Annotated in this window: 22 protein-coding genes and 2 tRNA genes; 11 read left to right on the top strand and 13 right to left on the bottom strand. The window is 71.4% G+C overall.

Annotated features, from left to right (window positions below):
- Window positions 1-53: 53 nt before the first annotated feature.
- Window positions 54-1,169 (bottom strand): globin domain-containing protein, encoded by a 1,116-nt coding sequence (locus DLJ47_RS04365; protein ID WP_109898811.1) that lies wholly within the window; start codon window positions 1,167-1,169, stop codon window positions 54-56.
- A gap of 147 nt (window positions 1,170-1,316) precedes the next feature.
- Here DLJ47_RS04365 and DLJ47_RS04360 point away from each other — a divergent pair, with 147 nt between their 5' ends.
- Window positions 1,317-2,087 (top strand): CPBP family intramembrane glutamic endopeptidase, encoded by a 771-nt coding sequence (locus tag DLJ47_RS04360; protein WP_109898813.1) that lies wholly within the window; start codon window positions 1,317-1,319, stop codon window positions 2,085-2,087.
- 132 nt (window positions 2,088-2,219) lie between these two features.
- On the opposite strand, the gene DLJ47_RS04355 is transcribed toward DLJ47_RS04360, so the two are convergent.
- Window positions 2,220-3,419 (bottom strand): hypothetical protein, encoded by a 1,200-nt coding sequence (locus tag DLJ47_RS04355; RefSeq protein ID WP_233257650.1) that lies wholly within the window; start codon window positions 3,417-3,419, stop codon window positions 2,220-2,222.
- 753 nt (window positions 3,420-4,172) lie between these two features.
- Between DLJ47_RS04355 and DLJ47_RS04350 the strand changes: the two genes are divergently transcribed.
- Together DLJ47_RS04350 and DLJ47_RS04345 are read left to right on the top strand one after the other, a co-directional pair.
- Window positions 4,173-4,263 (top strand) — tRNA-Ser (locus tag DLJ47_RS04350).
- A 35-nt stretch (window positions 4,264-4,298) separates the two neighbouring features.
- Window positions 4,299-4,371: transfer RNA gene (locus DLJ47_RS04345), tRNA-Arg, on the top strand.
- 73 nt (window positions 4,372-4,444) lie between these two features.
- Here DLJ47_RS04345 and DLJ47_RS37450 read toward each other — a convergent pair.
- The 3 genes from DLJ47_RS37450 to DLJ47_RS04335 are packed head-to-tail and all read right to left on the bottom strand — an operon-like array spanning window position 4,445 to window position 5,371.
- On the bottom strand, window positions 4,445-4,573 hold the full coding sequence (locus DLJ47_RS37450; RefSeq protein WP_255562264.1) for a hypothetical protein: 129 nt from the start codon (window positions 4,571-4,573) through the stop codon (window positions 4,445-4,447).
- The gene (locus DLJ47_RS04340; RefSeq protein ID WP_109898810.1) at window positions 4,570-4,830 is read right to left on the bottom strand and encodes a hypothetical protein; all 261 of its coding nucleotides are present in this window, start codon (window positions 4,828-4,830) and stop codon (window positions 4,570-4,572) included. Before DLJ47_RS04340 ends, DLJ47_RS37450 begins: the two co-directional genes overlap by 4 nt.
- Before the next feature lie 31 nt (window positions 4,831-4,861).
- On the bottom strand, window positions 4,862-5,371 hold the full coding sequence (locus tag DLJ47_RS04335; protein ID WP_109898809.1) for a hypothetical protein: 510 nt from the start codon (window positions 5,369-5,371) through the stop codon (window positions 4,862-4,864).
- Between the two features lie 355 nt (window positions 5,372-5,726).
- On the opposite strand from DLJ47_RS04335, the gene DLJ47_RS04330 reads away from it, so the two are divergent.
- Window positions 5,727-6,974 carry an epoxide hydrolase family protein gene (locus tag DLJ47_RS04330; protein ID WP_109898808.1) on the top strand — a complete coding sequence of 416 codons (1,248 nt, stop codon included), beginning with the start codon at window positions 5,727-5,729 and terminating at the stop codon, window positions 6,972-6,974.
- Window positions 6,975-7,552: 578 nt separating this feature from the next.
- Here DLJ47_RS04330 and DLJ47_RS04325 read toward each other — a convergent pair.
- The 3 genes from DLJ47_RS04325 to DLJ47_RS04315 form a co-directional block, all read right to left on the bottom strand.
- On the bottom strand, window positions 7,553-7,795 hold the full coding sequence (locus tag DLJ47_RS04325) for a hypothetical protein (protein ID WP_109898807.1): 243 nt from the start codon (window positions 7,793-7,795) through the stop codon (window positions 7,553-7,555).
- Window positions 7,796-8,091: 296 nt separating this feature from the next.
- On the bottom strand, window positions 8,092-8,466 hold the full coding sequence (locus DLJ47_RS04320) for a VOC family protein (protein WP_199235694.1): 375 nt from the start codon (window positions 8,464-8,466) through the stop codon (window positions 8,092-8,094).
- Window positions 8,467-8,500: 34 nt separating this feature from the next.
- Window positions 8,501-9,295: a hypothetical protein gene (locus DLJ47_RS04315; protein ID WP_146228025.1), complete on the bottom strand. Its 795-nt coding sequence runs from the start codon at window positions 9,293-9,295 to the stop codon at window positions 8,501-8,503.
- Between the two features lie 143 nt (window positions 9,296-9,438).
- Between DLJ47_RS04315 and DLJ47_RS04310 the strand changes: the two genes are divergently transcribed.
- The gene (locus DLJ47_RS04310; protein ID WP_109898805.1) at window positions 9,439-9,906 is read left to right on the top strand and encodes an SRPBCC family protein; all 468 of its coding nucleotides are present in this window, start codon (window positions 9,439-9,441) and stop codon (window positions 9,904-9,906) included.
- Window positions 9,907-9,949: 43 nt separating this feature from the next.
- Window positions 9,950-10,390, top strand: a complete 441-nt coding sequence (locus DLJ47_RS04305; RefSeq protein WP_109898804.1) for a hypothetical protein — start codon at window positions 9,950-9,952, stop codon at window positions 10,388-10,390.
- Window positions 10,391-10,436: 46 nt separating this feature from the next.
- On the opposite strand, the gene DLJ47_RS04300 is transcribed toward DLJ47_RS04305, so the two are convergent.
- Window positions 10,437-10,853 carry a hypothetical protein gene (locus tag DLJ47_RS04300; RefSeq protein WP_233257649.1) on the bottom strand — a complete coding sequence of 139 codons (417 nt, stop codon included), beginning with the start codon at window positions 10,851-10,853 and terminating at the stop codon, window positions 10,437-10,439.
- Window positions 10,854-10,934: 81 nt separating this feature from the next.
- A complete protein-coding gene (locus DLJ47_RS04295; RefSeq protein WP_109898802.1) occupies window positions 10,935-11,504 on the bottom strand; it encodes a GNAT family N-acetyltransferase in 570 nt (189 codons plus the stop codon).
- Window positions 11,505-11,671: 167 nt separating this feature from the next.
- Here DLJ47_RS04295 and DLJ47_RS04290 point away from each other — a divergent pair, with 167 nt between their 5' ends.
- Window positions 11,672-12,640 carry a helix-turn-helix domain-containing protein gene (locus tag DLJ47_RS04290; RefSeq protein WP_109898801.1) on the top strand — a complete coding sequence of 323 codons (969 nt, stop codon included), beginning with the start codon at window positions 11,672-11,674 and terminating at the stop codon, window positions 12,638-12,640.
- Window positions 12,641-12,890: 250 nt separating this feature from the next.
- Complete coding sequence (locus tag DLJ47_RS04285; protein ID WP_199235693.1) at window positions 12,891-15,476, top strand: S8 family serine peptidase; 2,586 nt, start codon at window positions 12,891-12,893, stop codon at window positions 15,474-15,476.
- An 85-nt stretch (window positions 15,477-15,561) separates the two neighbouring features.
- Here the strand turns inward: DLJ47_RS04285 and trpS are convergent, their stop codons facing one another.
- From trpS to DLJ47_RS04275, 3 genes are all read right to left on the bottom strand, one after another.
- Window positions 15,562-16,620 (bottom strand): tryptophan--tRNA ligase, encoded by a 1,059-nt coding sequence (gene trpS, locus DLJ47_RS04280; RefSeq protein WP_109898799.1) that lies wholly within the window; start codon window positions 16,618-16,620, stop codon window positions 15,562-15,564.
- Between the two features lie 81 nt (window positions 16,621-16,701).
- Entirely contained in the window at window positions 16,702-16,878 is a 177-nt protein-coding gene (locus DLJ47_RS36130) for a hypothetical protein (protein ID WP_167180209.1), read from the bottom strand.
- A gap of 32 nt (window positions 16,879-16,910) precedes the next feature.
- The gene (locus DLJ47_RS04275; RefSeq protein ID WP_109898812.1) at window positions 16,911-17,351 is read right to left on the bottom strand and encodes a PRC-barrel domain-containing protein; all 441 of its coding nucleotides are present in this window, start codon (window positions 17,349-17,351) and stop codon (window positions 16,911-16,913) included.
- 289 nt (window positions 17,352-17,640) lie between these two features.
- Here DLJ47_RS04275 and DLJ47_RS04270 point away from each other — a divergent pair, with 289 nt between their 5' ends.
- The 3 genes from DLJ47_RS04270 to DLJ47_RS04260 all read left to right on the top strand — a co-directional run bounded on the left by DLJ47_RS04270 (window position 17,641) and on the right by DLJ47_RS04260 (window position 19,108).
- Complete coding sequence (locus DLJ47_RS04270) at window positions 17,641-18,108, top strand: spore-associated protein (protein WP_109898798.1); 468 nt, start codon at window positions 17,641-17,643, stop codon at window positions 18,106-18,108.
- Window positions 18,109-18,223: 115 nt separating this feature from the next.
- Window positions 18,224-18,787: an alpha-ketoglutarate-dependent dioxygenase AlkB gene (locus tag DLJ47_RS04265; RefSeq protein ID WP_109898797.1), complete on the top strand. Its 564-nt coding sequence runs from the start codon at window positions 18,224-18,226 to the stop codon at window positions 18,785-18,787.
- 63 nt (window positions 18,788-18,850) lie between these two features.
- A complete protein-coding gene (locus DLJ47_RS04260) occupies window positions 18,851-19,108 on the top strand; it encodes an SCO4848 family membrane protein (RefSeq protein ID WP_109898796.1) in 258 nt (85 codons plus the stop codon).
- The last annotated feature ends 595 nt before the right edge of the window (window positions 19,109-19,703 follow it).

The raw sequence follows: 19,703 nt of genomic DNA, 5'->3' as shown, positions 1-19,703 counted from the left end.
GCGCGTGCCCCAGGGGGCAGGGGCACGCGCCCCGGCATGGGGGGAGAAATGTCCTAGATACTGCCGAAGGTGTCGTACCGGGTGCGTTCCGGCGGGACGTCGTCGGCGGCGAGCACCCGCAGGGTGGCCCGGACCATCGGGGCCGAGCCGGAGACGTAGCAGTCGTGCGTGGTCCACGGCCCGTACCGGCTGACCACCTCGGCGATGTCGCCCAGCTCGCCGTCGAAGTCCGGGTCCTCGCTGCACGCCGGGGTGACCGACAACCAGGGGTGCCGGGCGACCAGTTCGCGCAGTGCGGCCAGCCCGTACAGGTCGGCCTCGGTACGCGCGCCGTAGAAGACGTGCACCCAGCGGGTCCGGTTGTAGCTGGCCAACTCCTCCACCAGCGCCTTGATCGGGGCGAGGCCGACCCCGCCGGCGACGCAGAGAATGTCCCGGTCCGACGAGCGGTCCAGCGTCATCGAGCCCATCGGGGCGGCCACCCGGATCAGGTCGCCCGGCTTGACCCGCCGGACCAGCGCACCGGAGACCCAGCCGGCGCCCGGCGTACGGACGTGGAACTCCAGCACGTTGTCGTCGTTCGGGGCGTTCGCCACCGAGTAGGTCCGCCACACCCGGGGGAGGTGGCGGGGCACCTCGACGCTGACGTACTGGCCGGCCTGCCAGGGCAGCGGGTGCTGCAGGGCCCGGCAGGTCAGCACGGCGGTGTCCGAGCCGTGCCGCTGGTGGGTCAGCACCTCGGCGTGCCAGTACGGCGGGTTCTCGTCCGCCGCCGCGCCGGCCAGCATCTTCTCCGAGATGGCCGCGTACGCGTCGCGCCACGCCTGGTCGTACTCCAGGTTCCAGCCGTCGCCGGCGGTGCTGCGCAGCGCGTCCAGCAGCGCGACGCCCATGGTGGCGTAGTGCGCGGCGTCCACGTGGAACTTCCGGTGGTCCCGGCCGAGCGCCCGCAGGTACTCGTCGAAGCTCTCCGGGTCGCCGACCGTCTGGCTCGCGGTGACGATCGCCTCCAGGATGCGGTCGCCCTGCCCGGTCATCTGGACCGGGAAGAGGTTCCGCAGCCCCGGGTCGAGCAGGAAGAGGCGAGCGTAGAAGTGGTCGCTCAGCCGCTCCCGGTGCTGCTCGATCAGGGTCCAGCTCTCCTTCAGCAGCCGCGCGAAGTCGTCCACCGGGCGCGCTCCTTGACCTGTCGGGCGGATCGGGCACGCACAGCATGACCACGGAGCGTGCCTGTCGGTCGCACAGAATGTGCGATCGGCTCACGAGGGCCGCTCAGGCGAGTGCCGCCGGCGGTCGCGGTCGGGCAGAGTGGTGCGGTGACCGTTGAGCTCAGCCGCCCGGTGTCCCGCCGCACCCTGGGCACCGAGACGCTGCTGGTGCTCGGGCTCTCGCTCGGGCAGTCCGCCGTCTACGCGATGGTGTCGATCGTCGCGAAGCTGACCGCCGAGGGGCCGCTGTCGAAGCAGACCGCCGCGCTGAACACCTCGGTGTCGCCCCGGCCCTGGCTGGACCTGACGTACCAGCTGCTCGGCATCGTCTTCGCGCTGCTGCCGGTGCTGCTCGCCGTACACCTGATCGCCCGCGACCCCGGCGACCCGGCCCGCACCCTCGGCCTGGACGCCCGGCAGCCCGGGCCGGACCTGGCCCGCGGCGCCGGGCTGGCGGCGCTGATCGGGCTGCCCGGGCTGGCGCTGTTCTGGGTCGCCGCGCAGCTCGGCGTGAACGCCACGCTGGTGCCGGCCGCCCTGCCGGAGATCTGGTGGACGGTGCCGGTGCTGATCCTCGCCGCCGTGCAGAACGCCGTGCTGGAGGAGGTGATCGTGGTCGGCTACCTGGTCACCCGGCTGCGCCAGCTGGCCTGGCGGACCGGCGCGATCATCGCGACCAGCGCCCTGCTGCGCGGCTCCTACCACCTCTACCAGGGCTTCGGCGCGTTCGTCGGCAACGTGGTGATGGGTGTGGTGTTCAGCCTCTTCTACCTGCGCACCCGCCGGGTGATGCCGCTGATCGTGGCGCACGCGCTGCTCGACATCGTGGCCTTCGTCGGCTACGCCCTGCTGCCCAAGGGCTGGTTCTCCTGGCTGTGACGGGTTCCACCGGCCCGGCTGGCGGGCGTGCTCGCGGCTGTTCTGCGAGCGGCTTGATCGACTCCGGTTTGCGGCATCCCGCGGCATCGCCGCGGGCGGACACCGCGACCTGCCGCATCCTGCGTGGATCTCCTACCGCGACCGGGGCGGCCGGTAGCGGGTGACGGCCCGGGCGGCCAGCCGGGCGGCGGCCGCCGAGTCGCCGGCCGCCGCCGCGAGCACCGCCGCGCCGGGCAGCACCCGGGACGCCAGCCGCAGCACCAGCCAGCCGCCCGCCTGCGCGGCGAGCGGCGCGGCCAGCCGCCACGCCGCCTCCACCGCCCGCGTCCAGGGCTCGTCGCCCCGCCCGTCCGCCGCCCGGGCCGCCGTCAGCGCCGTCCGGGCGCTCTCCGCGTCCGGGTGCACCTGGGTCAGCACCAGCAGCTCCGCGGCCCGGTCCGGATGGGCAGGATCCCGGCCGTACGCCGCCGCCAGATGCAGCACCAGGTTCGCCTGGGTCCAGAGCACCGCCGCCAGCTCGGCGAGCGGGGCGAAGGCGCCGGCCAGCGCGGCGGTCGCCCCGCCCGCCCCGGCCTGCCGGACGAACCGCCGGGTGGCGAGCCGGGCCAGGCCATCCGGCGAGGCATCCGGGTACGCCGACCGCAGCCGGTCGGCCCAGTCGCGGGCGCGCGGCCCGATCGCCTCCACGGCGGCGAGGGCGAGCAACTCCGGCGCGAAGCCAGGATGCTCGACCAGCCGGGCGAGGGCGGCGCGCAGTTCCGGCGTACGCGTCGGCGGCTCGGCCTCCCGGACGGGTCCTGTTTCGGGCTGCTCTGGTGCCGGTTGCTCCGGGGTGGCCGTGGGGGCGGCCTTCCGCTTCACGGCGGTGGCCTTCTTCACCGGTGCCGCCTTCTTGGCGGCCGGCGTGGTCGCTGCCCGGGCCGGACTGGTCGCCGGCTCGGCCGGAGCCGGCGTCTGCTGCGCGGGTGTGGTCGCCGGCTCGGCCGGAGCCGGCGTCTGCTGCGCGGGTGTGGTCGCCGGCTCGGCCGGGGCGGGGGTCTGCTGCGCGGGTGTGGTCGCCGGCTCGGCCGCGGCGGGGGTTTGCCGCGCGGGAGTGGTGGTCGGCTCGGCCGGGGCAGTCCTCGTGGCCGGGGTGGTCCGCTTGGCCGGTGCCGCCTTCTTGCTGGCGCCGGTCTTCGTCGCTCGGGCCGGCTTCGCGGGAACGTCGCCGGCCGGGGACGCCTTGCGGGGGGCGGCCGTCTTCCGGGTGGCGGCCCTGCGCGCCGGGCCGGCCTCGGATGGCCGCGCCCTGGCTGGATCTTTCCGGCTCGGGGCGTCGGTGACCGGATCCACCCCGACCTGGTTGGTCCTGGCCTCGTCCGTCTCGGCACGGCCGGTCCCGGTGTCCGCTTCGGGCTGGTCGGCCCTGCCTGGGTCTGCTGCGGTCGGAGTGGTCGCCGTCGGCGTCGAATCGGACCTAGCGGCGGCAGGGGCCGCCGCGGGCGCCGCCGCCTCGGGCTGGACGCGGCGAGGGGCCGGCTTCGCTGGCGATGATTCGGACTTGGCGGAGGTGGGGTCCGTCGCCGTCGATGCTGATCGGGACTCGGGGGCGGCCGGGGCTGACCTCGCCGGATCCTCGCCGGGCCGGTCCTCCGCGGCTCCCGGCGAGGTGGTGTGGTTCGGATCACTGGCGCTGTCTGACTGGTCAGTCCGGCGGCGGGTCGACCCGGTGGCCGCCTTCGGCTGGCGGGGCAGCGGACGGTCCGGCTCGGGCGGCTGGAAGAGCACCGTCGGAGCCGCCTTCACCCGGCGCGGACGCGGCGCCCCGCCTTCCGCCCGGTCCGCCGGATCCGGCGTCGCCGGCAGCGGCGGCGGGGTGAAGGTGGCCTTCGGGGAGCGCCGCCGCGCTCCCTCAGCAGGCTCTCGGCGGTTCGGCTCGCTGGGCGGCTGCTCCTGCATATCGATGGAGCCTAGTCCCGATCGGGCCGTCGCACAGCGCTGGAGCGCACCCACCCCGGCCGACCTGCCGGAGGCGGTCCGGTAGTCGCTTTGCTCCCGATGGGTCTGGGCCTGTATCCTCGGGCCCGGTGGTCTGCGGGCCACCTGGGAGACTTCGCCTAGTCTGGTCTATGGCGCCGCACTGCTAATGCGGTTGGGGTCTTAAAGCCCCTCCCGGGTTCGAATCCCGGAGTCTCCGCGCGAAAGCCGGGTGTGTAGACTGGCCGAGCACCTGCGCCCGTAGCTCAACGGATAGAGCATCTGACTACGGATCAGAAGGTTAGGGGTTCGAGTCCCTTCGGGCGCGCACAGTTGAACAGGGAAAACGCACGGGGCCGGTCGCTTGCGACCGGCCCTGACAGCAACCAGTGACAGCAACGTCATTCCCCGGCCTCGTCATCAAGCAGCCCGCCCAGCTGATCCAGCGCCGCCCGGCTGTCGTCCAGGCTCACGTGACCGTAGACCGTCATCGTCATTTCCAGCGTGCTGTGCCCCACGATGTCCATCACCGTCCGGGCGGCACGCCCAGGGCCAGCAGCACCGAGACGCAGCCGTGCCGCAGGTCATGCAGACGGATAGCCGGCAGCCCGGCGGCCACGCACTGATCCTGGACCAGCCGGGTGCAGTTGCGCGGATCCAGCGGCGTGCCGATCGGCGTAGTGAAGACGTAGCCCAGGCTGGGCCACTTCACCCCGAGCGCCAGCCGCTCTGCCTCCTGGCCCTGCTGGTGATCACGCAGCGCCCGCACCACCACCGCCCGCGCCATCGCTGTTGCAACTTCGGCGGTTTGTCGGGGGTCAGGCAAGTAGCGCCCGGAGCTGCCCTACTGCGTTCAGCACCTCGGCGCGGTGCTTGCCATCCTTGATCCACGCGGGCAAGCGCTCAACCAGGGTCTGGCTTCCCACGTACTGGCCGCGTTCCCGCAACCGAGCGGACACGTACGCCTCCAGCAAGTCCAGGTGCTCGGCGTTGTATGCCCAGAGCACTCGCCCACGGCACTCAATTGAAAGCCAGAGGGGTAGGCCGAAGTACGGGTCCTTCGGGCCCGAGAAATCAGGCAATGCGCGCGCGTTGTTTGCGAGGTGAGGAGCTTCCCAGCGATCTGTATACGCGCACCCCAGACAACTGAGCCGACGGCGAAGCCAGAAATCATGCTGGGAGCTGTCGGCCGATTCAGGGTCAGGACGGACCGAAGCCCGGCCGGCGCAGCGTGGGCAACGGACGAAGATCTCGCCAGCAGACAAGCCGCGCAGCCAGGACTTCGGATCGCGGAAGCGTCCCGCGTTCCCTTCCTCGGCTGCTGTCATAGATCAACTGTACAGTCATCGATACAGCCAGGACCGCCGCCAACCGTCGGCGAGCTGTGTCCGAGCACGTCCTCAATCCGTTCCAGCGGCAGGCCCTGGTCGTCTGCCCCCGCGCCCCGGGCCCGTCCCGGAAGGCCATCGGAAATTGCTCGTATGGCTCCGGACATGGGGAAAGGCGTCCTACGCTCTGGACAGGTGAGGCCCGCATGCGCCTGCTGTCCGGGCGCAAGTTCGGGTGCCCGCCTCAACCGACGCTGCCCCTCGGAAGGTGGAAGCCGGGGCACGCCATTCGTCCGCGACAGGCGGAAACCACACCCGCTCGACCTCAAGGCGTTCAAAGCAGAAGGAGGCCTGCGTGGCCGTCAAGACGGAAGCGCGGACGGGCGCCGCGGAGGTGCGGCCATTCAACATCGAGGTCCCCGAGGTGGCCCTTGAGGATCTGCGCGCGCGGATCAGAGCCACACGCTGGCCGAACAAAGAGACCGTCAAGGATGACTCGCAGGGCGTGCCGCTCGCGCTCATGCAGGACCTCGCCCGCTACTGGGCGAACGACTACGACTGGCGCAAGTGCGAGGCGCGGCTGAAGGCCCTGCCGAACTTCGTCACCGAGATCGACGGTGTGGAAATCCACTTCATCCACGTCCGCTCGAAGCACGAGGACGCGCTCCCGCTGGTCGTCTGCCACGGCTGGCCCGGGTCGATCATCGAGCAGCTGAAGATCATCGGCCCGCTCACGGATCCGACGGCGCACGGCGCGAACGCGTCGGATGCCTTCCACGTCGTGATCCCGTCGATGCCCGGATACGGGTTCTCCGGCCAGCCAACCACGACCGGCTGGGATGCCGTGCACATCGGGAAGGCCTACGTCGAGCTGATGAGGCGTCTCGGGTACACACGGTTCGTGGCGCAGGGCGGCGACTGGGGCGCGATCGTCGTCGACGCGATGGCCGGCGGCCGCGCCGATCCGATGGCAGCCGAGCCGGCGCCGCCGGAGCTGATCGGCATCCACACCAACATGCCGGGCGCGGTTCCGCCGGAGCTCTTCCTCGCGGCCTTTGCCGGCAGCCCGGCGCCGGGCGGTCTCTCCGACGAGGAGCGGGACACGTACGAGCAGCTGCTCAAGTTCTTCGGGTCGCACGTGGCGTACGGGCTGATCATGGGAACGCGCCCGCAGACGCTCTACGGCCTGGCGGACTCACCCATCGATCTCGCCGCGTTCATGCTCGACCACGGCGACGGGAGCGGTCAGCCCGGCCTGGTCCAGCAGGTCCTCGAGGGACGTTTGCAGCGGCCGAGCGACCTCACGCGCGACGACATCCTGGACAACATCACGCTCTTCTGGCTGACCAACAGCGGGGTGTCCTCGGCACGGCTGTACTGGGAGAACAAGCTCCCCTTCTTCGCCACCAAGGGTGTGACGATCCCGGTTGGCGTGAGCATCTTCCCCGACGAGATCTACCGGGTTCCGCGCAGCTGGGCGGAGCGGGCGTACCCCAACCTCGTCCACTACAAGCGCCACGACAGGGGCGGGCACTTCGCGGCGTGGGAGCAGCCGCAGCTGCTCTCGGAGGACATCCGCGCGACGTTCCGGTCGATGCGCTAGCCAGTGACTGAGGAGGACGGCTGAGTGACCCACGGCCACCCGCCCCCTTCGAGTATCCGGGCCAGGCGGTGTGGCTCGGGAGTGACGGGCCGGAGTCGGCAGCTTCTGACACCAGCGCGACGCCGCGGCGTCCAGGTATGGCCACGTGAATCCAGGCATGTGAAGATCGCGACGTGTTCACCTCGTCAGCGTCCCCGCCTGCCGCCGTCCTGTTGGTCTTTGTGTTCTTCGGCATCGCTGCCATAGCTGGAGGCATCGGAATAATCATCACCCGGCGTGTCCCGTGGCCAAATCAAAGTCTCGCACCGCTGCCGTTGCGCAAAGGCGGCTCCGTCGCTCTGACAGGTGCAACTATCGTCCTGGGAGCGTCAGCGGAGCTTCCATCGACTCCGGATCCGGTCGCAGTGGCGCTGAGTGGAGCGGCTTTTGTCAGCATCGTGGCCGCTGTGGCCTGCCTGATCTTCGTACGGCGCTAGCAGCCAGAGTCGGCTGGATCAGAGCAGGACAATGCGGACGGCTTCGGACGGCCTTGACGCGGCCTTGAGAACCTATGGATCAGGACATGGCTGTACCGCCAACTAGTTGAGGGCTAGCAGTGCGGCGGTGACCATGACGAAGAGCGCGATCAGTGCGGCCGAGCCGACCCGTATCTGTCGTGACCGGCTGAAGAGGCCGACCACGAGCGCCACTCCCACGCCCAGCAGCCAGTGGCTGACCTCGGGATGTCGGTCGGGCTCGAAGCCGAGGTGACCGAGGGCCGCACGGCCGTAGCCGACGAGTGCGGCGCCGCCGGCCCAGATGAGCAGCGTCCAGCCGACCACGGGAACTTTTCCGTCAGCCGCGACCCGTAGCGGGTGAGCGTGCCGAGCAGGTAGGTCACCGTCAGCAGCGCCAGCGCGCCGATGAGCAGCACGGCGTGCAGCCCGACGAAGAGCGCGAGCAGCACCCACGGGCCGCTCGTGGTCCCTCTCAAGAACAGGGCGGCCGCCGCACCGACCACGACCACCTGCCCAAGCGCCAGGCGGTGGGGATTCGCCAGGCGCGATGCGGTCGGTGCCGACCGCGGTGGGGCCGGGTGCCCGGCCATGCTCCGCCCCCCGTTGCACGACGATCCGGATCAGCGCGGAGCGAGGACGCAGAAGTCGTTGCCCTCCGGGTCGGCTAGGACCGTCCAGGGGACGTCGCCCTGGCCCACGTCGACGAGCGTCGCACCGAGATCCTTCAGGCGCGCGACCAACTCCGTCTGATGGGCCACCGAGGTGGTGGTGGCGAGATCGAGGTGTACGCGGTGCTTCACCGTTTCGGGGTCTGGGACGGTGACCACGTCGATGCAGACGGCGGCCGGATCCGGCCAGACGAAGCCCACGGGTTCGACGTTGGTGACGCCGGGTCCCTCGCTGGAGACACCCCAGCCGAGCGCCTCCGCCCAGAACCGGCCGAGCGCTGAGTCATCCCGAGCCTTGAAGTTCACCTGTACAAGTTGCAGCGCCATGCCACCGACCCTGTGCCCGAGCGGTTCCGGGAGATCACTTGCGTTCCCGCCGGAGGTTCAGGTCGGCGCAGCCTTTTTCGTCGGGCAACAGCGGCCGGACGAGGACGACGAAGCCGGACCGCTCCGCCCCGCTCCGCCACTGCGTGCCCAGCGGGGTGCCCCGGCCGAGCGCCTCGATGCCCGGCAGCGCGGGACCGCCGCGGGTCGTGCACTCGCCGAGGTCGGTCCGTACGCCGGCCAGGGGGTCGCCGTCCGTCCACTGCCATTCAGCGGTCCGCCTGACGTCCCCGTGCCAGCCAGCGCTTGCGAGTAGGGCGACCAGATCCGGCCGGTAGTCGGTGGTCCGCGCCGGATCCGTGGCGAGGGCGAGTTGCCGTACGGTGCGGCGGAACTCGGCGACCCGGCGGCGCGGCCCGGTCTCGTGCCCCCGCCCCAGCGAGATCACGGTGGTGGTGTGCAGGTGCCCGGCCGACCGCAGTTCGGCGACCAGCATCGTGCCGTCGGTGGTTTCCCCCGGCTCGGGTAGGTGTCGGGGGCGGGCGAGCCCGGCGGCGTGCGCCAGCCGGTAGATCTGCCGGTACCGCTCCGGGCTGAGGGTGAACTCCCGCGCCCGGTGCAGGGAGCCGTCCCAGCCGTTCCCGACGATCACCCGGCCGCCGCCGTACAGGCTGAACTCCGGCAGTTCCGCCAACGCTGGCGGCCCGCTCATGCTCCGCCACAGGTGTAGCTGGAGCACCAGCGTGTTCGGGTCGGACGGCGGCTCGGGGACGTCGAGTCCGGTGACGTTCGGTGTCGAGCCGGTCAGCACACCGGCCGCGACAACCGCCACGAGGACCGCTACGACACGGGACGGCCCGCTCAGCGCGCGCATCCGGATGTGACGGGCGCTGGTCGGCGTCGGTTCCCTGTTTCGGCTTCGCCGGTCGGTTGCTGAGGGTGGGCCGCTGCGGACCCCGGTCCTAGGATCGGGCCATGGGAAGGATCGACCGGGCCAGCCGGATGATCGCGGCACCGCCGGCGACCGTCTACGGCGCCCTGCTCGACCGGGAGTCGCTTGAGGAATGGCTGCCGCCGGACGGCATGCGCGGGCGGGTCGAGCGGTGGGATCCCCGGCCCGGTGGCGGGTTCCGGATGGTCCTCACCTACCTCGACTCCGCCGACAGTCCCGGCAAGACGTCGGATGCGACGGACGTCGTCGACGTCGGTTTCGCCGCCCTGGTGCCGGGGGAACGCGTGGTGCAGCGGGCCGTGTTCGAGGCCGACGACCCGGCGTACGCGGGCACCATGACAATGACCTGGCAGCTCGCCGCCACCGATGCGGGGACCGAGGTGACCGTCACCGCCACGGACGTGCCACCCGGCATCGACCAGGCGGTCCACGAGGCCGGGATCGCCTCCTCACTGGCCAACCTGGCGTCGTACGTCGAAGTGGGTGACTGACTCGGCCGGCTGTCAGCGGTCGGGAAACCAGTAGTGTCCTCGCATGGCTGAGGACGGCTGGAGCCCGGAGTGGTGCATCGTGGGCAACCTGCTGCCGTACCCGTACAGCCCGAATGGGCCAGGCGCGGGCTTCCGCAGCCAGAAGATCTTCCCCGCCGGCGCGAGGCTGTACGTGCTCGGCGGCTTCGCCGGCCTGGGGTACGAGACGATCACGGTGATCGGCTACGCCCACGGGCGGCGTCGCCCGGTGACTGGCCACATCAAGGCGAAGTACGTGGGCAACTGGCGGGCGGAGCTGGTCTACCGGCCGGTCATCCTGCGCGCGATCCACGCCGCCGAGGACGAGCAGAGCACCTGCCATCGCTGGCGGACCCCGTTTCGTGACGACCGGACGGCCGAGTATCACCCGAGCGAGCGCGAGTACGGCGAGCATCTGGCTGAGGTCGCCGCCGGCTTCCAGCGGGCGTTACACGGCGGTCAGTGAGGCGAACGTCTCCGGCCTCCCAGGGCACGGGCCGGACGGGACCGGGTCAGGACGTGGCCAACGGCGCCAGCAGACCGCAGCAGACCACCCCGACCACGGCGAACACGAGAAGCAGGATGGTGTAGTTCGACCAGAGCCCGAACTTCGTCACGTCGGTGCCGTGCCCGTCGTGGACGCGGTTGCGCCACGCGCCGAAGCGGAACGACAGGTGATGCGCCGCGCCCGGATGGGCGGCCAGTGCGGTGGTCACCAGTGGGACGCCCATGAAGTCGGTGTAGCGCACGTCGTGCGGCCCGGGCGCGATCACCATGTGCCAGGTGCCCTCGCCGGGGATCGGCACCGTCTGACCGTCGATCTTGAGCTTGCCCGTGGCGGGGACGGGCACGATGTACGGGCCACGGTTCACCGTGACGGCGAGCACCGAGTAGCCCGGCGGCGGCTGGATCGGGTGGGGGTACACCATCGGCGTCACGGCGCCCGGAACCGGCGGCGGGTAGGCCGAATGAGGGGGGTACGACACCGGAACATCCTCACATGGGCGTGCTCAGCCCACGGTTACCGCTGGCGCCGTGGTCCACTCCTTGGCGAGCAGGCCGTAGACCAGGGTGTCCACCCACTCGCCCTTGGTCCAGTGGTCCTGGCGCAGGTGGGCCTCCCTGACCATGCCGACCCGCTCGCACACCCGCGCCGACGGTGTGTTCCGGGCGTCCACGTGGGCGATCACCCGGTGCATGCCGCACTGTTCGAACGCCACGGCGACGAGCGCGCGGACCGCCTCGGTGGCGAACCCCCGCCCGGACACCGACGGGTGGAAGGCCCAGCCCATCTCGCCCCGGGACAGGGTCTCGTCGGCCGGCCACAGGATGACGTCGCCGACGATCTCACCCTCGTGCTCCACCACCAGCGCCAGCCGGGATTCGGCCCCGGTGATGCCGGTGCCGTGGACGCGCCGGGCGACCACGGTGGCGGCGAAGTCACGCGTCCACGGCTCCCACGGGATGTAACGGGCCACCACCGGGTCGCTGTAGTACGCGAGCAGAGCGTCCACTTCGTCGCCGCGGTAGGGCCGTAGGCACAGCCGCTCGGTACGGATGGGCAGGGTCGGCTCCGGCATGGTCCCCAGTATCGAGGGCGGCCCGTCGCGTGCCGGCGGCCACCCTGGCCCCGGCACGTGGAACTCGATTCGCGCCGCCGAACGGGGCCTTGGCCTGCACGGACAGCTGGCTACACTGCTGCCCACCGCGGGTCGCTCATGATCAGGACTGCCGGGGGAGGGGCCAAGTGCTGGAGGCTGTCGGCGTCGAGCCCGGTGAGGAACAGGTCTATCTGGCGCTGACCGCCGCCCCGGCGGCCGGCGCGGAGCAGCTCGCCGACCGGACCGGACTGTCCCGCGCCGAGGTCGACCGGGCGCTGGCGGGCCTGGCGGGCAAGGGACTCGTGGAGGTCCGGTCCGAGCCGGCGGACCTGATCCGGGCCGCGCCCCCGGACCCGACCCTCAAGCTCCGGGCGCTGCAGCGGATGGACGAGCTACGCCGGGCGCAGGCCGTCATCGCCCAGCTGGCCGAGCGGTTCGAGGCCGGTGCGCCGGCCTGGCGCGGCGCCGACTCCGTCGAGGTGATCCGGGGCTCCCGGAGCATCGCCGAGCGCTACGCAATGTTGCAGCGGGAGGCCGGCCGGGAGATCTGCGCGCTGGTCAAACGACCGGCGGTCGCGGTGCCGGCCACCGACAACGTCGGCCAGCGCGACGCGCTGCGGGCCGGGGTCCGTTACCGGGTGGTGTACGACCGAGACCTGCTGGACCCGGAGAACTCCCAGATCCCGCTGCTGCTGGACGAGTGGGCCGCGCTCGGCGAGGAGATGCGGGTGGCGGCGGTCCCGTTCAAGCTGGCCGTCTTCGACCGGCGGCAGGCGGTGGTCGTCCCGTCCGGCCTGGCGTCCGAGGAGCCGGTGGTCTTCGTGGTGCGGGCCCGCCCGGTGGTGGACTGTCTCACCTGGATCGTGGATCGGGTCTGGGAGTCGGCCCTGCCGATGCCGGCCGCGCTGTCCGCGCTCCCCGACGGCCCGTTGGCGGTCGAGGACCGCCGGCTGCTGGCCCTGCTGCTGGCCGGCTACACCGACCAGGCGATCGCCTCGCAGCTGGGGGTGAGCATGCGGACGGTCCAGCGGCGCGTGCAGCGGCTCCTGGCTCTGGCCGGGGTGCAGAGCAGGATCCAGTTGGGTTGGCAGGCCGCCCGCCGGAAGTGGATCTGAGGATCGCCAGTTCAGCGGGTTGCCGAGTACCCAGGCGCGGCAAAGTCCGACATACCGGCCGAAGGGCCTTGGCAGATTTGTGCCATGGCGGTGAACTGCCAGCTCAGGGGCCCGATATCAACCGGCGGCGATGGCAGTGTGTGCGCGTCAGCCCATCCCTGCCCCTGGAGGATGTCGAGTGACTTCCCCTGCCAGACGCCCATCGCGCCGTGCCCGTCAGGCCGCCGCGGCACTCGCCACCACGCTTGTCGTGGGCGGCCTCTCCCTGTCCGCCGGCCCGGTCCAGGCCGGCGTCGCGGCGGCTCCCGGCGGCGCCGCCGACAAGCTGGGCAGCCACGACCGCGCCCTGATCGCCACGTACGCCGCCCAGTACCGGACCCGCAGCCTTCCGGCCGGAGCCGACCAGCCGGCCCCCGACTTCGTCACCCTGATGTTCGCGGTGCGGTCGGGCCGGACCGATGCGGCCGCCCGGCAGCTCACCGACCTCGGCGCCGAGGTGACCGGCACCGAGCCGGAGATCGGCTACGTCAAGGCGAACGTGCCCTTCGCCGCCGTGGACCAGGCCGTAGCCCTCGACGACGTGCTGCGAGTGGACGCCGACGAGCTGCTCGCGCTGGACGAGACCACGGCGGCCAGCCCGGCCGCCGGAGCCGGCGGTGACGCGGGGCGCCCGGTCGCCCCGTCCGCCGCGACCCCGGACGACAACCCGTACATGCCGACCCGGGAGACCGGCTCGGTGGCGTTCAAGAATGAACACCCGAGCTACGACGGCCGGGGCGTGACCATCGGCGTCATGGACACCGGAATCGACCCGACCCACCCGGCGCTGGCCACCACCACGACCGGCGAGCGCAAGCTGGTCGACACGGCGGTCGGCAGCAACCCGCTGAACCTCATCGACCTGCTCTTCGACCGCACCTGGCTGCTGTACACCAACGGCAACAAGGTCACCGGGCCGGTGGTGGACAAGTACGACATCACCTGGACGCTGCCCGACGGCGGCAGCGACGACATGTACCTGAACCGCAAGAACCTCGCCATCGCCGGCTACGCCGACCCCACCCTCACCGGAACCCTGGGCGTCGCGTATCGCGAGTCCGACAACGCGGTCTGGATCGACCTCAACCAGGACTACGTGTTCACCGACGACGAGCGGTACCGGCCGTACCGGGAGAACCAGCAGATCGGCTACCTCGGCACCGACAACCCGGCGACCGAACTCAACGAGCGCCAGCCCTTCACCGTCGAGGCCCGGCGGCTCAGCTCGGCGATCATCGGCGTCAACATCAACACGCTGGACGAGGGTCACGGCACCCACGTGGCCGGCATCACCGCCGCGAACGGGATCCTCGGCGGTCAGATGGACGGCCAGGCGCCCGGGGCCAAGCTGGTCTCCATGCGGGCGTGCACCCACAACGGCTGCTCCTCAGCGGCCCTCACCGACGGCATGGTGGCCCTGGCGACCGACTACGGCGTGGACGTCATCAACATGTCCATCGGCTCGGCGCCCGCCCTGAACGACGGGCAGAGCGCGATGGCGCTGCTGTACGACCGCCTGATCGAGACCACCGGCGTCCAGATGTTCATCTCCGCCGGCAACTCCGGCGCCGGCACCAACAGCCACGGTGACCCGTCCGCCGCCGGCAACGTGGTCAGTGTGGGTGCCTCGGTTTCCAAGCACACGTGGTGGGCCAACTACGGCTCCTTCGTGACCCAGGTCCGCTCCGTCTTCCCGTTCTCCTCCCGCGGCCCGCGCGAGGACGGCGGCTTCAAGCCGGACATCACCGCTCCCGGTGCGGCCATCGCCCCGTACCCGAACTGGCTGGCCGGCGGCGCGGTGGCCGACACCGGCTACACCCTGCCGGCCGGCTACGCGATGCTTCAGGGCACCTCGATGGCGTCCCCGCAGGCCGCCGGCGCGGCCGCGCTGCTGCTCTCCGCCGCCAAGCAGAACGGCATCAGCGTCACCCCGGCGGAGCTGCGTCGGGCCATCTTCTCGACCGCCGATTTCAACAAGGACGAGCCGGCCATCGCCCAGGGCCGCGGCGAGTTCGACGTGCCGCACGCCTGGCAGTACCTGACCAAGGGCGTGGCCGGCACCGACGCGGTCACCGTCTCGGCGCCGGTCTGCACCGTCCTCTCGGACAAGCTGGCCACCCCGCACACCGGCAGCGGCCTGTACAACAGCTGCGCGCCGGGCAGCGGCGGCCAGGGCGTAGGCGAGTCCCGCACCTACGACGTCACCCTGACCCGCACCAGCGGTGCGGAGGGCGCTGTCGACTACGTCCTCGACCTTCGCGGCAACGACGGCACCTTCACCGCGCCGAGCAAGGTCACCCTGGTGAAGGGCGTCCCGACCGTCGTCCAGGTGACCGCCGCTCCGGCTACCCAGGGCATCCACAGCGCGGTGCTGACCATCGACAACGCGGTGACGCGGGCCGTCGAACAGCACGCGATGCTGGCCGTCGAGGCGGCCACCCCGCTGGCCCCGGGCACCACCTGGGCCGTGCAGGGCACCGTCGACCGCAACGACACGATCATCTACAGCGTCGCGGTCCCGGCCGGCGCCACCAGCCTGGACGTGAACCTCTCCGGCCTGGCCGACGGCAGCCAGACCCGCTGGTGGGCGTTCGGGCCGGACGGCCTCGAGGCCGAGAAGTCCAGCGCCGGCACCGTCTACTGCTACGCCAACTACCAGGACGGCAACGGCTGCGACCCGTTCACCCGCAGCTACGCCAAGCCGAAGCCGGGCGTGTGGGAGTTCGTCGTCGAGGCGCGGCGGACCAGCCCGCACCTCGCGAACCCGTTCCACCTGGCGGCGTCCGTCACCCAGTGACCACGCCGTGACGCGCGGGCCGGTCGGGCGGTTGCCCGACCGGCCCGTGGGTTTGGGGGCGCCCCGGCGCCCCGGCCGGGCCTCGTCAGGCGGCGGTCTCCGCGCGCTTGCGGTACCGCTCGGCCCGCCGGCGCACCTGGGTGTACGCGCTGCTCAACCCCATCGCCCGGCGTACCTCCACCAGGGTCTTGCGCACCTCGGCCCGGGTCCGCTCGGTCCCCTCGACGATCAGCTGGTCGACCAGGCCCCGGTCCGCCTCGAACCGGGCCCGGCGCTCCCGGATCGGGTCGAGGAACCGGTTGAGCGCGGCCGTCAGTTCCTCCTTCACCTCGACGTCACCGACCCGGCCGGCCCGGTAGCGCCGCTTCAGCTCCGCCACCCGGTCCCGGTCCGGGTTGAACACGTCGTGGTACGCGAACACCGGGTTCCCCTCGACCGTGCCCGGTACGTCGGCGCGCACCCGGTTCGGGTCGGTGTACATGCCCATCACCTTCCGGCGCACCGCGGCCGGGTCGTCGGAGAGCGAGATGGCGTTGCCCAGGCTCTTGCTCATCTTGGCCTGGCCGTCCGTGCCGACCAGGGTGGGCGTCTCCGACGGGATCATCTCGGGCACCGGGAACACCTCGCCGTAGAGGTGGTTGAAGCGCCGAGCGATCTCCCGGGTCACCTCGACGTGCGCCGCGTTGTCCTTGCCGACGGGGACCACCTCGCCCTTGACACAGAGGATGTCCGCGGCCTGGAGCACGGGATAACCGAGCAGGCCGTACGGCATCTCCTCCTTGCCGGAGTCGCGGGCCATCTCCTTCAGCGACGGCACCCGTTCCAGCCGGGGCACGGTCACCAGGTTCTGGAACAGGGTGTTCAGGTCGCCGACCTCCGGGATGGCCGACTGGAGGTAGAACGTGGCCCGTGCCGGGTCGACGCCGGCGGCGAGGACGTCGGTGACCATCTCGCGGGCGTTGTCGGCCACCCGCTCGATGTCCTGCCGGCCGTTGCGCGTGGTGAGCATGTGCAGGTCGGCGATGATGAAGAAGCTCTCGTACCGCTGGTGCAGCCGCACCCGGTTCGCGATGCTGCCGACGTAGTGGCCGAGGTGCAGCCGCCCGGTGGGGCGGTCCCCGGTGAGCATCCGTGCTGTGGACATGGTGGTACGCCTTTCGTGCCGAAGGAAGAGGATGGGCGCGATCGACCCGGGGCGGACGCCCCTCGGGTCAGTGGGTTCGAGTCAGTGCGTCGAACGCCATCGCGCGCCGTCCCGGAACCGCATCCCGTCGGCACGAAGCACGTCGATGATCCGCTCACGGCCGTCGCCGGAGCTGGTGGGGAAGGTGGGCACGGCATCGAGCGGGAGGCCGTCGACCGGGTCGACGACCTCCGGCGCGTAACTGCTCGCCCGGACCATGCCGCTACGGTATCGGCTTCCCCGCCAGGCCGTCAGCCCTGGCGGTAGCTGTCCTGGTAGTAGCCGCCCACCCGGTCCCGGTAGTCCGGCCGGTCGTACGCCTCCGGGTCGAAGGCCGGGGAAGCCTTGACCTGCTCCCGGGTCCGGTCCACGTGCACGGTGCGGTCGAGGTGGTCCACCCGGGCGACCGTGCCGACCGGCAGCAGCACCTTGCGGCCGAGGATCCACGGCCCGGTGTCGACCACCAGCCACCGGGCGTCGGTGTCCCCGCTGGCCTCGTCGACCGAGCCGATCCGGCCGTCGGTCGCCTCGACCCGGTAGCCGGTCAGGTCGATCGGGGTGCCCGGCCCGGGTGCGTCCGGGCCGTCGCCGGACCGCTCCGGTGGCGCCGCCGGCGGCGTGGTCTGCTCGTACCCGCCGGCGAGCGCGGCCGGGTCACGCCAGGTCCAGGGATTGAACGTCGACGGTTGCACGGTCACCTCCGAATTGCGCGGTCCCAACTGACCGCATCACCAGTGCCCACCCCACCGTTCCGGGAAACAACTCGGCAATTATCGGTTCACCGGATTGTCTCGTGCGAAATTCGTCATATTCGTTCGCCATCGATGAACGAAGACGCGTTCCCGCAGGTGGCTGTGGCTCTCATCGGGTAGCGGCACATTGGCACGCAATACGGAGTGGCCCCTGGGCACATTCGGCACCGGGTCGCCGGTCGACGATTCTGGTCCCCGCATCCGCACCAGAGGGAATAGGGGGAAGCAGATGTATCGCACCATTCGGCGGCTCGGCGTCGTGCTCGCGCTCGCGGTCGGTCTGGTCGGCGCGGCGGGGGCCACCGCGCAGGCCGCACCGATCAACCCGGTGACGCCGCAGTCGTCCTGCGGGCTCGGCTACGTCGTCCAGGACCAGGACCCGATCCGGCACGCGCAGACCGGCGCCCTGCTCGGCACCGTCTACCTGCTCTACAACCCGATGGTCGGCTACGGCTGCACCGTCACTGTCAAGTCCGCGTACGTCGGCGCGCTGACCCGCACCCAGGTCTACCTCGCCGCCCAGTACCTGCCGACCCAGGTCGACGACGGCAACCGGCTCTACGCCGCTGGCCCCACCAGGGCGTACGTCAAGGGCGGCTGCGTCATCTGGGGCGGCTTCATGGCCGACCCGACCGGCACGATCCACTACCACGAGCGGGCGAACCCCGCGATCGGTGGCATCGGCACCTGCTTCTAGCCCGTCAGGAGGCCCGCGCCCTTCTAGCCCTCGGGAGGCCCGCGCCCGCCGCGGGCCTCCCGAGGCACCGCCGAAGCACCGGCGGCGGCTCGGCGGTGCCACTACCGTCGGGCTGATGGGGCGGATGCGCGGCATCCACGAGCGGCCGGCCGGGCTGACCTACCGGCCGGAACTGGTCGACGTCGACGGGGGGCGGTCCCTCCTGGCCGCGCTGGCGGCCTACGACTTCCGCGAGGTCCGCATGCACGGGCAGATCGCCCGCCGGACCGTGCGCCACTTCGGCTTCGACTACGACTACGGCTCCTTCCAGCTCACCGCCACGGACGCGCTGCCGGTCGAGTTGCACGAGGTCCGGCAGCGGTGCGCCGCGCTGGCCGGCCTGCCGGCCACCGCGCTCGCGCAGGCCCTGGTCACCCGCTATCCGCCCGGGTCGGTCATCGGCTGGCATCGGGACGCGCCGGCGTTCGGGCCGACGGTGGTCGGCCTCTCCCTGGGCTCCGCCTGCCGGTTGCGGTTTCAGCGCGGCAAGGCCGACGACCGCCGGGTGTACGAGGTGGAGCTGGCGCCCCGGTCGGCGTACGTGCTCGCCGGCGCGGCCCGGTCGGGCTGGCAGCACAGCATCCCGCCGGCGCCCGAGCTGCGTCACTCGGTCACCTTCCGGCAGGTGCGCGCCGGCTGACCTGCGGCGCTGCCCCGCAACCGGCCCGGTCACCACGACCGCGCGCTGGCATACTCGGCAGCCATGGTGCTGTCGCGTGGCTGGGCGCTCTTCCTCACCGGGGTCGGGATCTGGACCTGGGTGATCTGGCCCCGGTTCGCGGTCGCCATCTGGAAGGACCCGCGCTCCTGGTCGACCGGTCAGGTCGGCGACTTCCCGGCCACCGGCTTCCTTTGGATCCACGCGCTGCTGATCGCGGCGTCACTGGTCATCGGCACCACCGTCGGCGTGCTCGGCATCCGCGCCTGGCGGGTCGCCCGCCGCCGTCCGTCCGCCGACTGAGCGGGTGTGACGCGGGACGCGTCGCGCGGATTTGACGATCAAACCCGCAGCCGCGTAACTTTCTCTCTGCCAGCGCGGAACGGGGCAAACAGGGCGAAAGTCTTGCAGGTCCGAACCGGGGTGGCACCGGCATCAGCGGGGGTTCTCCTCCAATGGAGCCGGTCCGGGCGGTGCCCCGGATTCGCCTAGGGGCGGATTTGGCGGGGCGGAACCGACCGGGTATGGTTGACGACCGGCAGGGCACCGGGCGAGCTTGCGGGAGACCGCAGCGGCCGGCCTGCCAAATCCGACGATCAAGCATGGTGGGTCACCGCTGTGCGCGCTCGCCGGTGCCAACCCGTACGAAGCACGACAGACCGGGACACACGGTTTGACACGGCAAAGACGGTGAGGTAACGTAGTAAAAGTGCCCGGCGCGAGAGCGGCGGGTGGAGCAGCCCCGGATGGGGCCTCACGGTGTGGGGTTTCCGGATGGTGTGTGGTTGTTCTTTGAGAACTCAACAGGGTGCTTGATAAGCCAGTGCCAATTTGATTTATACCCCGGACTGGCTGACTCTTCTTCGGAGGGGTTGGTTGGTTGGGATTCCTTTGGCAA

This window comes from Micromonospora sp. S4605 (assembly GCF_003176715.1).
Classification (GTDB): Bacteria; Actinomycetota; Actinomycetes; order Mycobacteriales; family Micromonosporaceae; genus Micromonospora; species Micromonospora echinaurantiaca.
This window is presented reverse-complemented; position numbering and strand designations above follow the sequence as displayed.

Bases quoted from the DNA above. Each gene is read 5' to 3' on its own strand.
- DLJ47_RS04320 (WP_199235694.1), bottom strand. From the start codon at position 8,466: ATGGCGCTGCAACTTGTACAGGTGAACTTCAAGGCTCGGGATGACTCA.
- trpS (WP_109898799.1), bottom strand. From the start codon at position 16,620: ATGTCCACAGCACGGATGCTCACCGGGGACCGCCCCACCGGGCGGCTG.
- DLJ47_RS04335 (WP_109898809.1), bottom strand. From the start codon at position 5,371: ATGACAGCAGCCGAGGAAGGGAACGCGGGACGCTTCCGCGATCCGAAG.
- DLJ47_RS04310 (WP_109898805.1), top strand. From the start codon at position 9,439: ATGGGAAGGATCGACCGGGCCAGCCGGATGATCGCGGCACCGCCGGCG.
- DLJ47_RS36130 (WP_167180209.1), bottom strand. From the start codon at position 16,878: ATGGTCCGGGCGAGCAGTTACGCGCCGGAGGTCGTCGACCCGGTCGAC.
- DLJ47_RS04340 (WP_109898810.1), bottom strand. From the start codon at position 4,830: ATGGCGCGGGCGGTGGTGGTGCGGGCGCTGCGTGATCACCAGCAGGGC.
- DLJ47_RS04270 (WP_109898798.1), top strand. From the start codon at position 17,641: ATGTATCGCACCATTCGGCGGCTCGGCGTCGTGCTCGCGCTCGCGGTC.
- DLJ47_RS04265 (WP_109898797.1), top strand. From the start codon at position 18,224: ATGGGGCGGATGCGCGGCATCCACGAGCGGCCGGCCGGGCTGACCTAC.
- DLJ47_RS04260 (WP_109898796.1), top strand. From the start codon at position 18,851: ATGGTGCTGTCGCGTGGCTGGGCGCTCTTCCTCACCGGGGTCGGGATC.
- DLJ47_RS04305 (WP_109898804.1), top strand. From the start codon at position 9,950: ATGGCTGAGGACGGCTGGAGCCCGGAGTGGTGCATCGTGGGCAACCTG.
- DLJ47_RS04300 (WP_233257649.1), bottom strand. From the start codon at position 10,853: ATGGTGTACCCCCACCCGATCCAGCCGCCGCCGGGCTACTCGGTGCTC.
- DLJ47_RS04295 (WP_109898802.1), bottom strand. From the start codon at position 11,504: ATGCCGGAGCCGACCCTGCCCATCCGTACCGAGCGGCTGTGCCTACGG.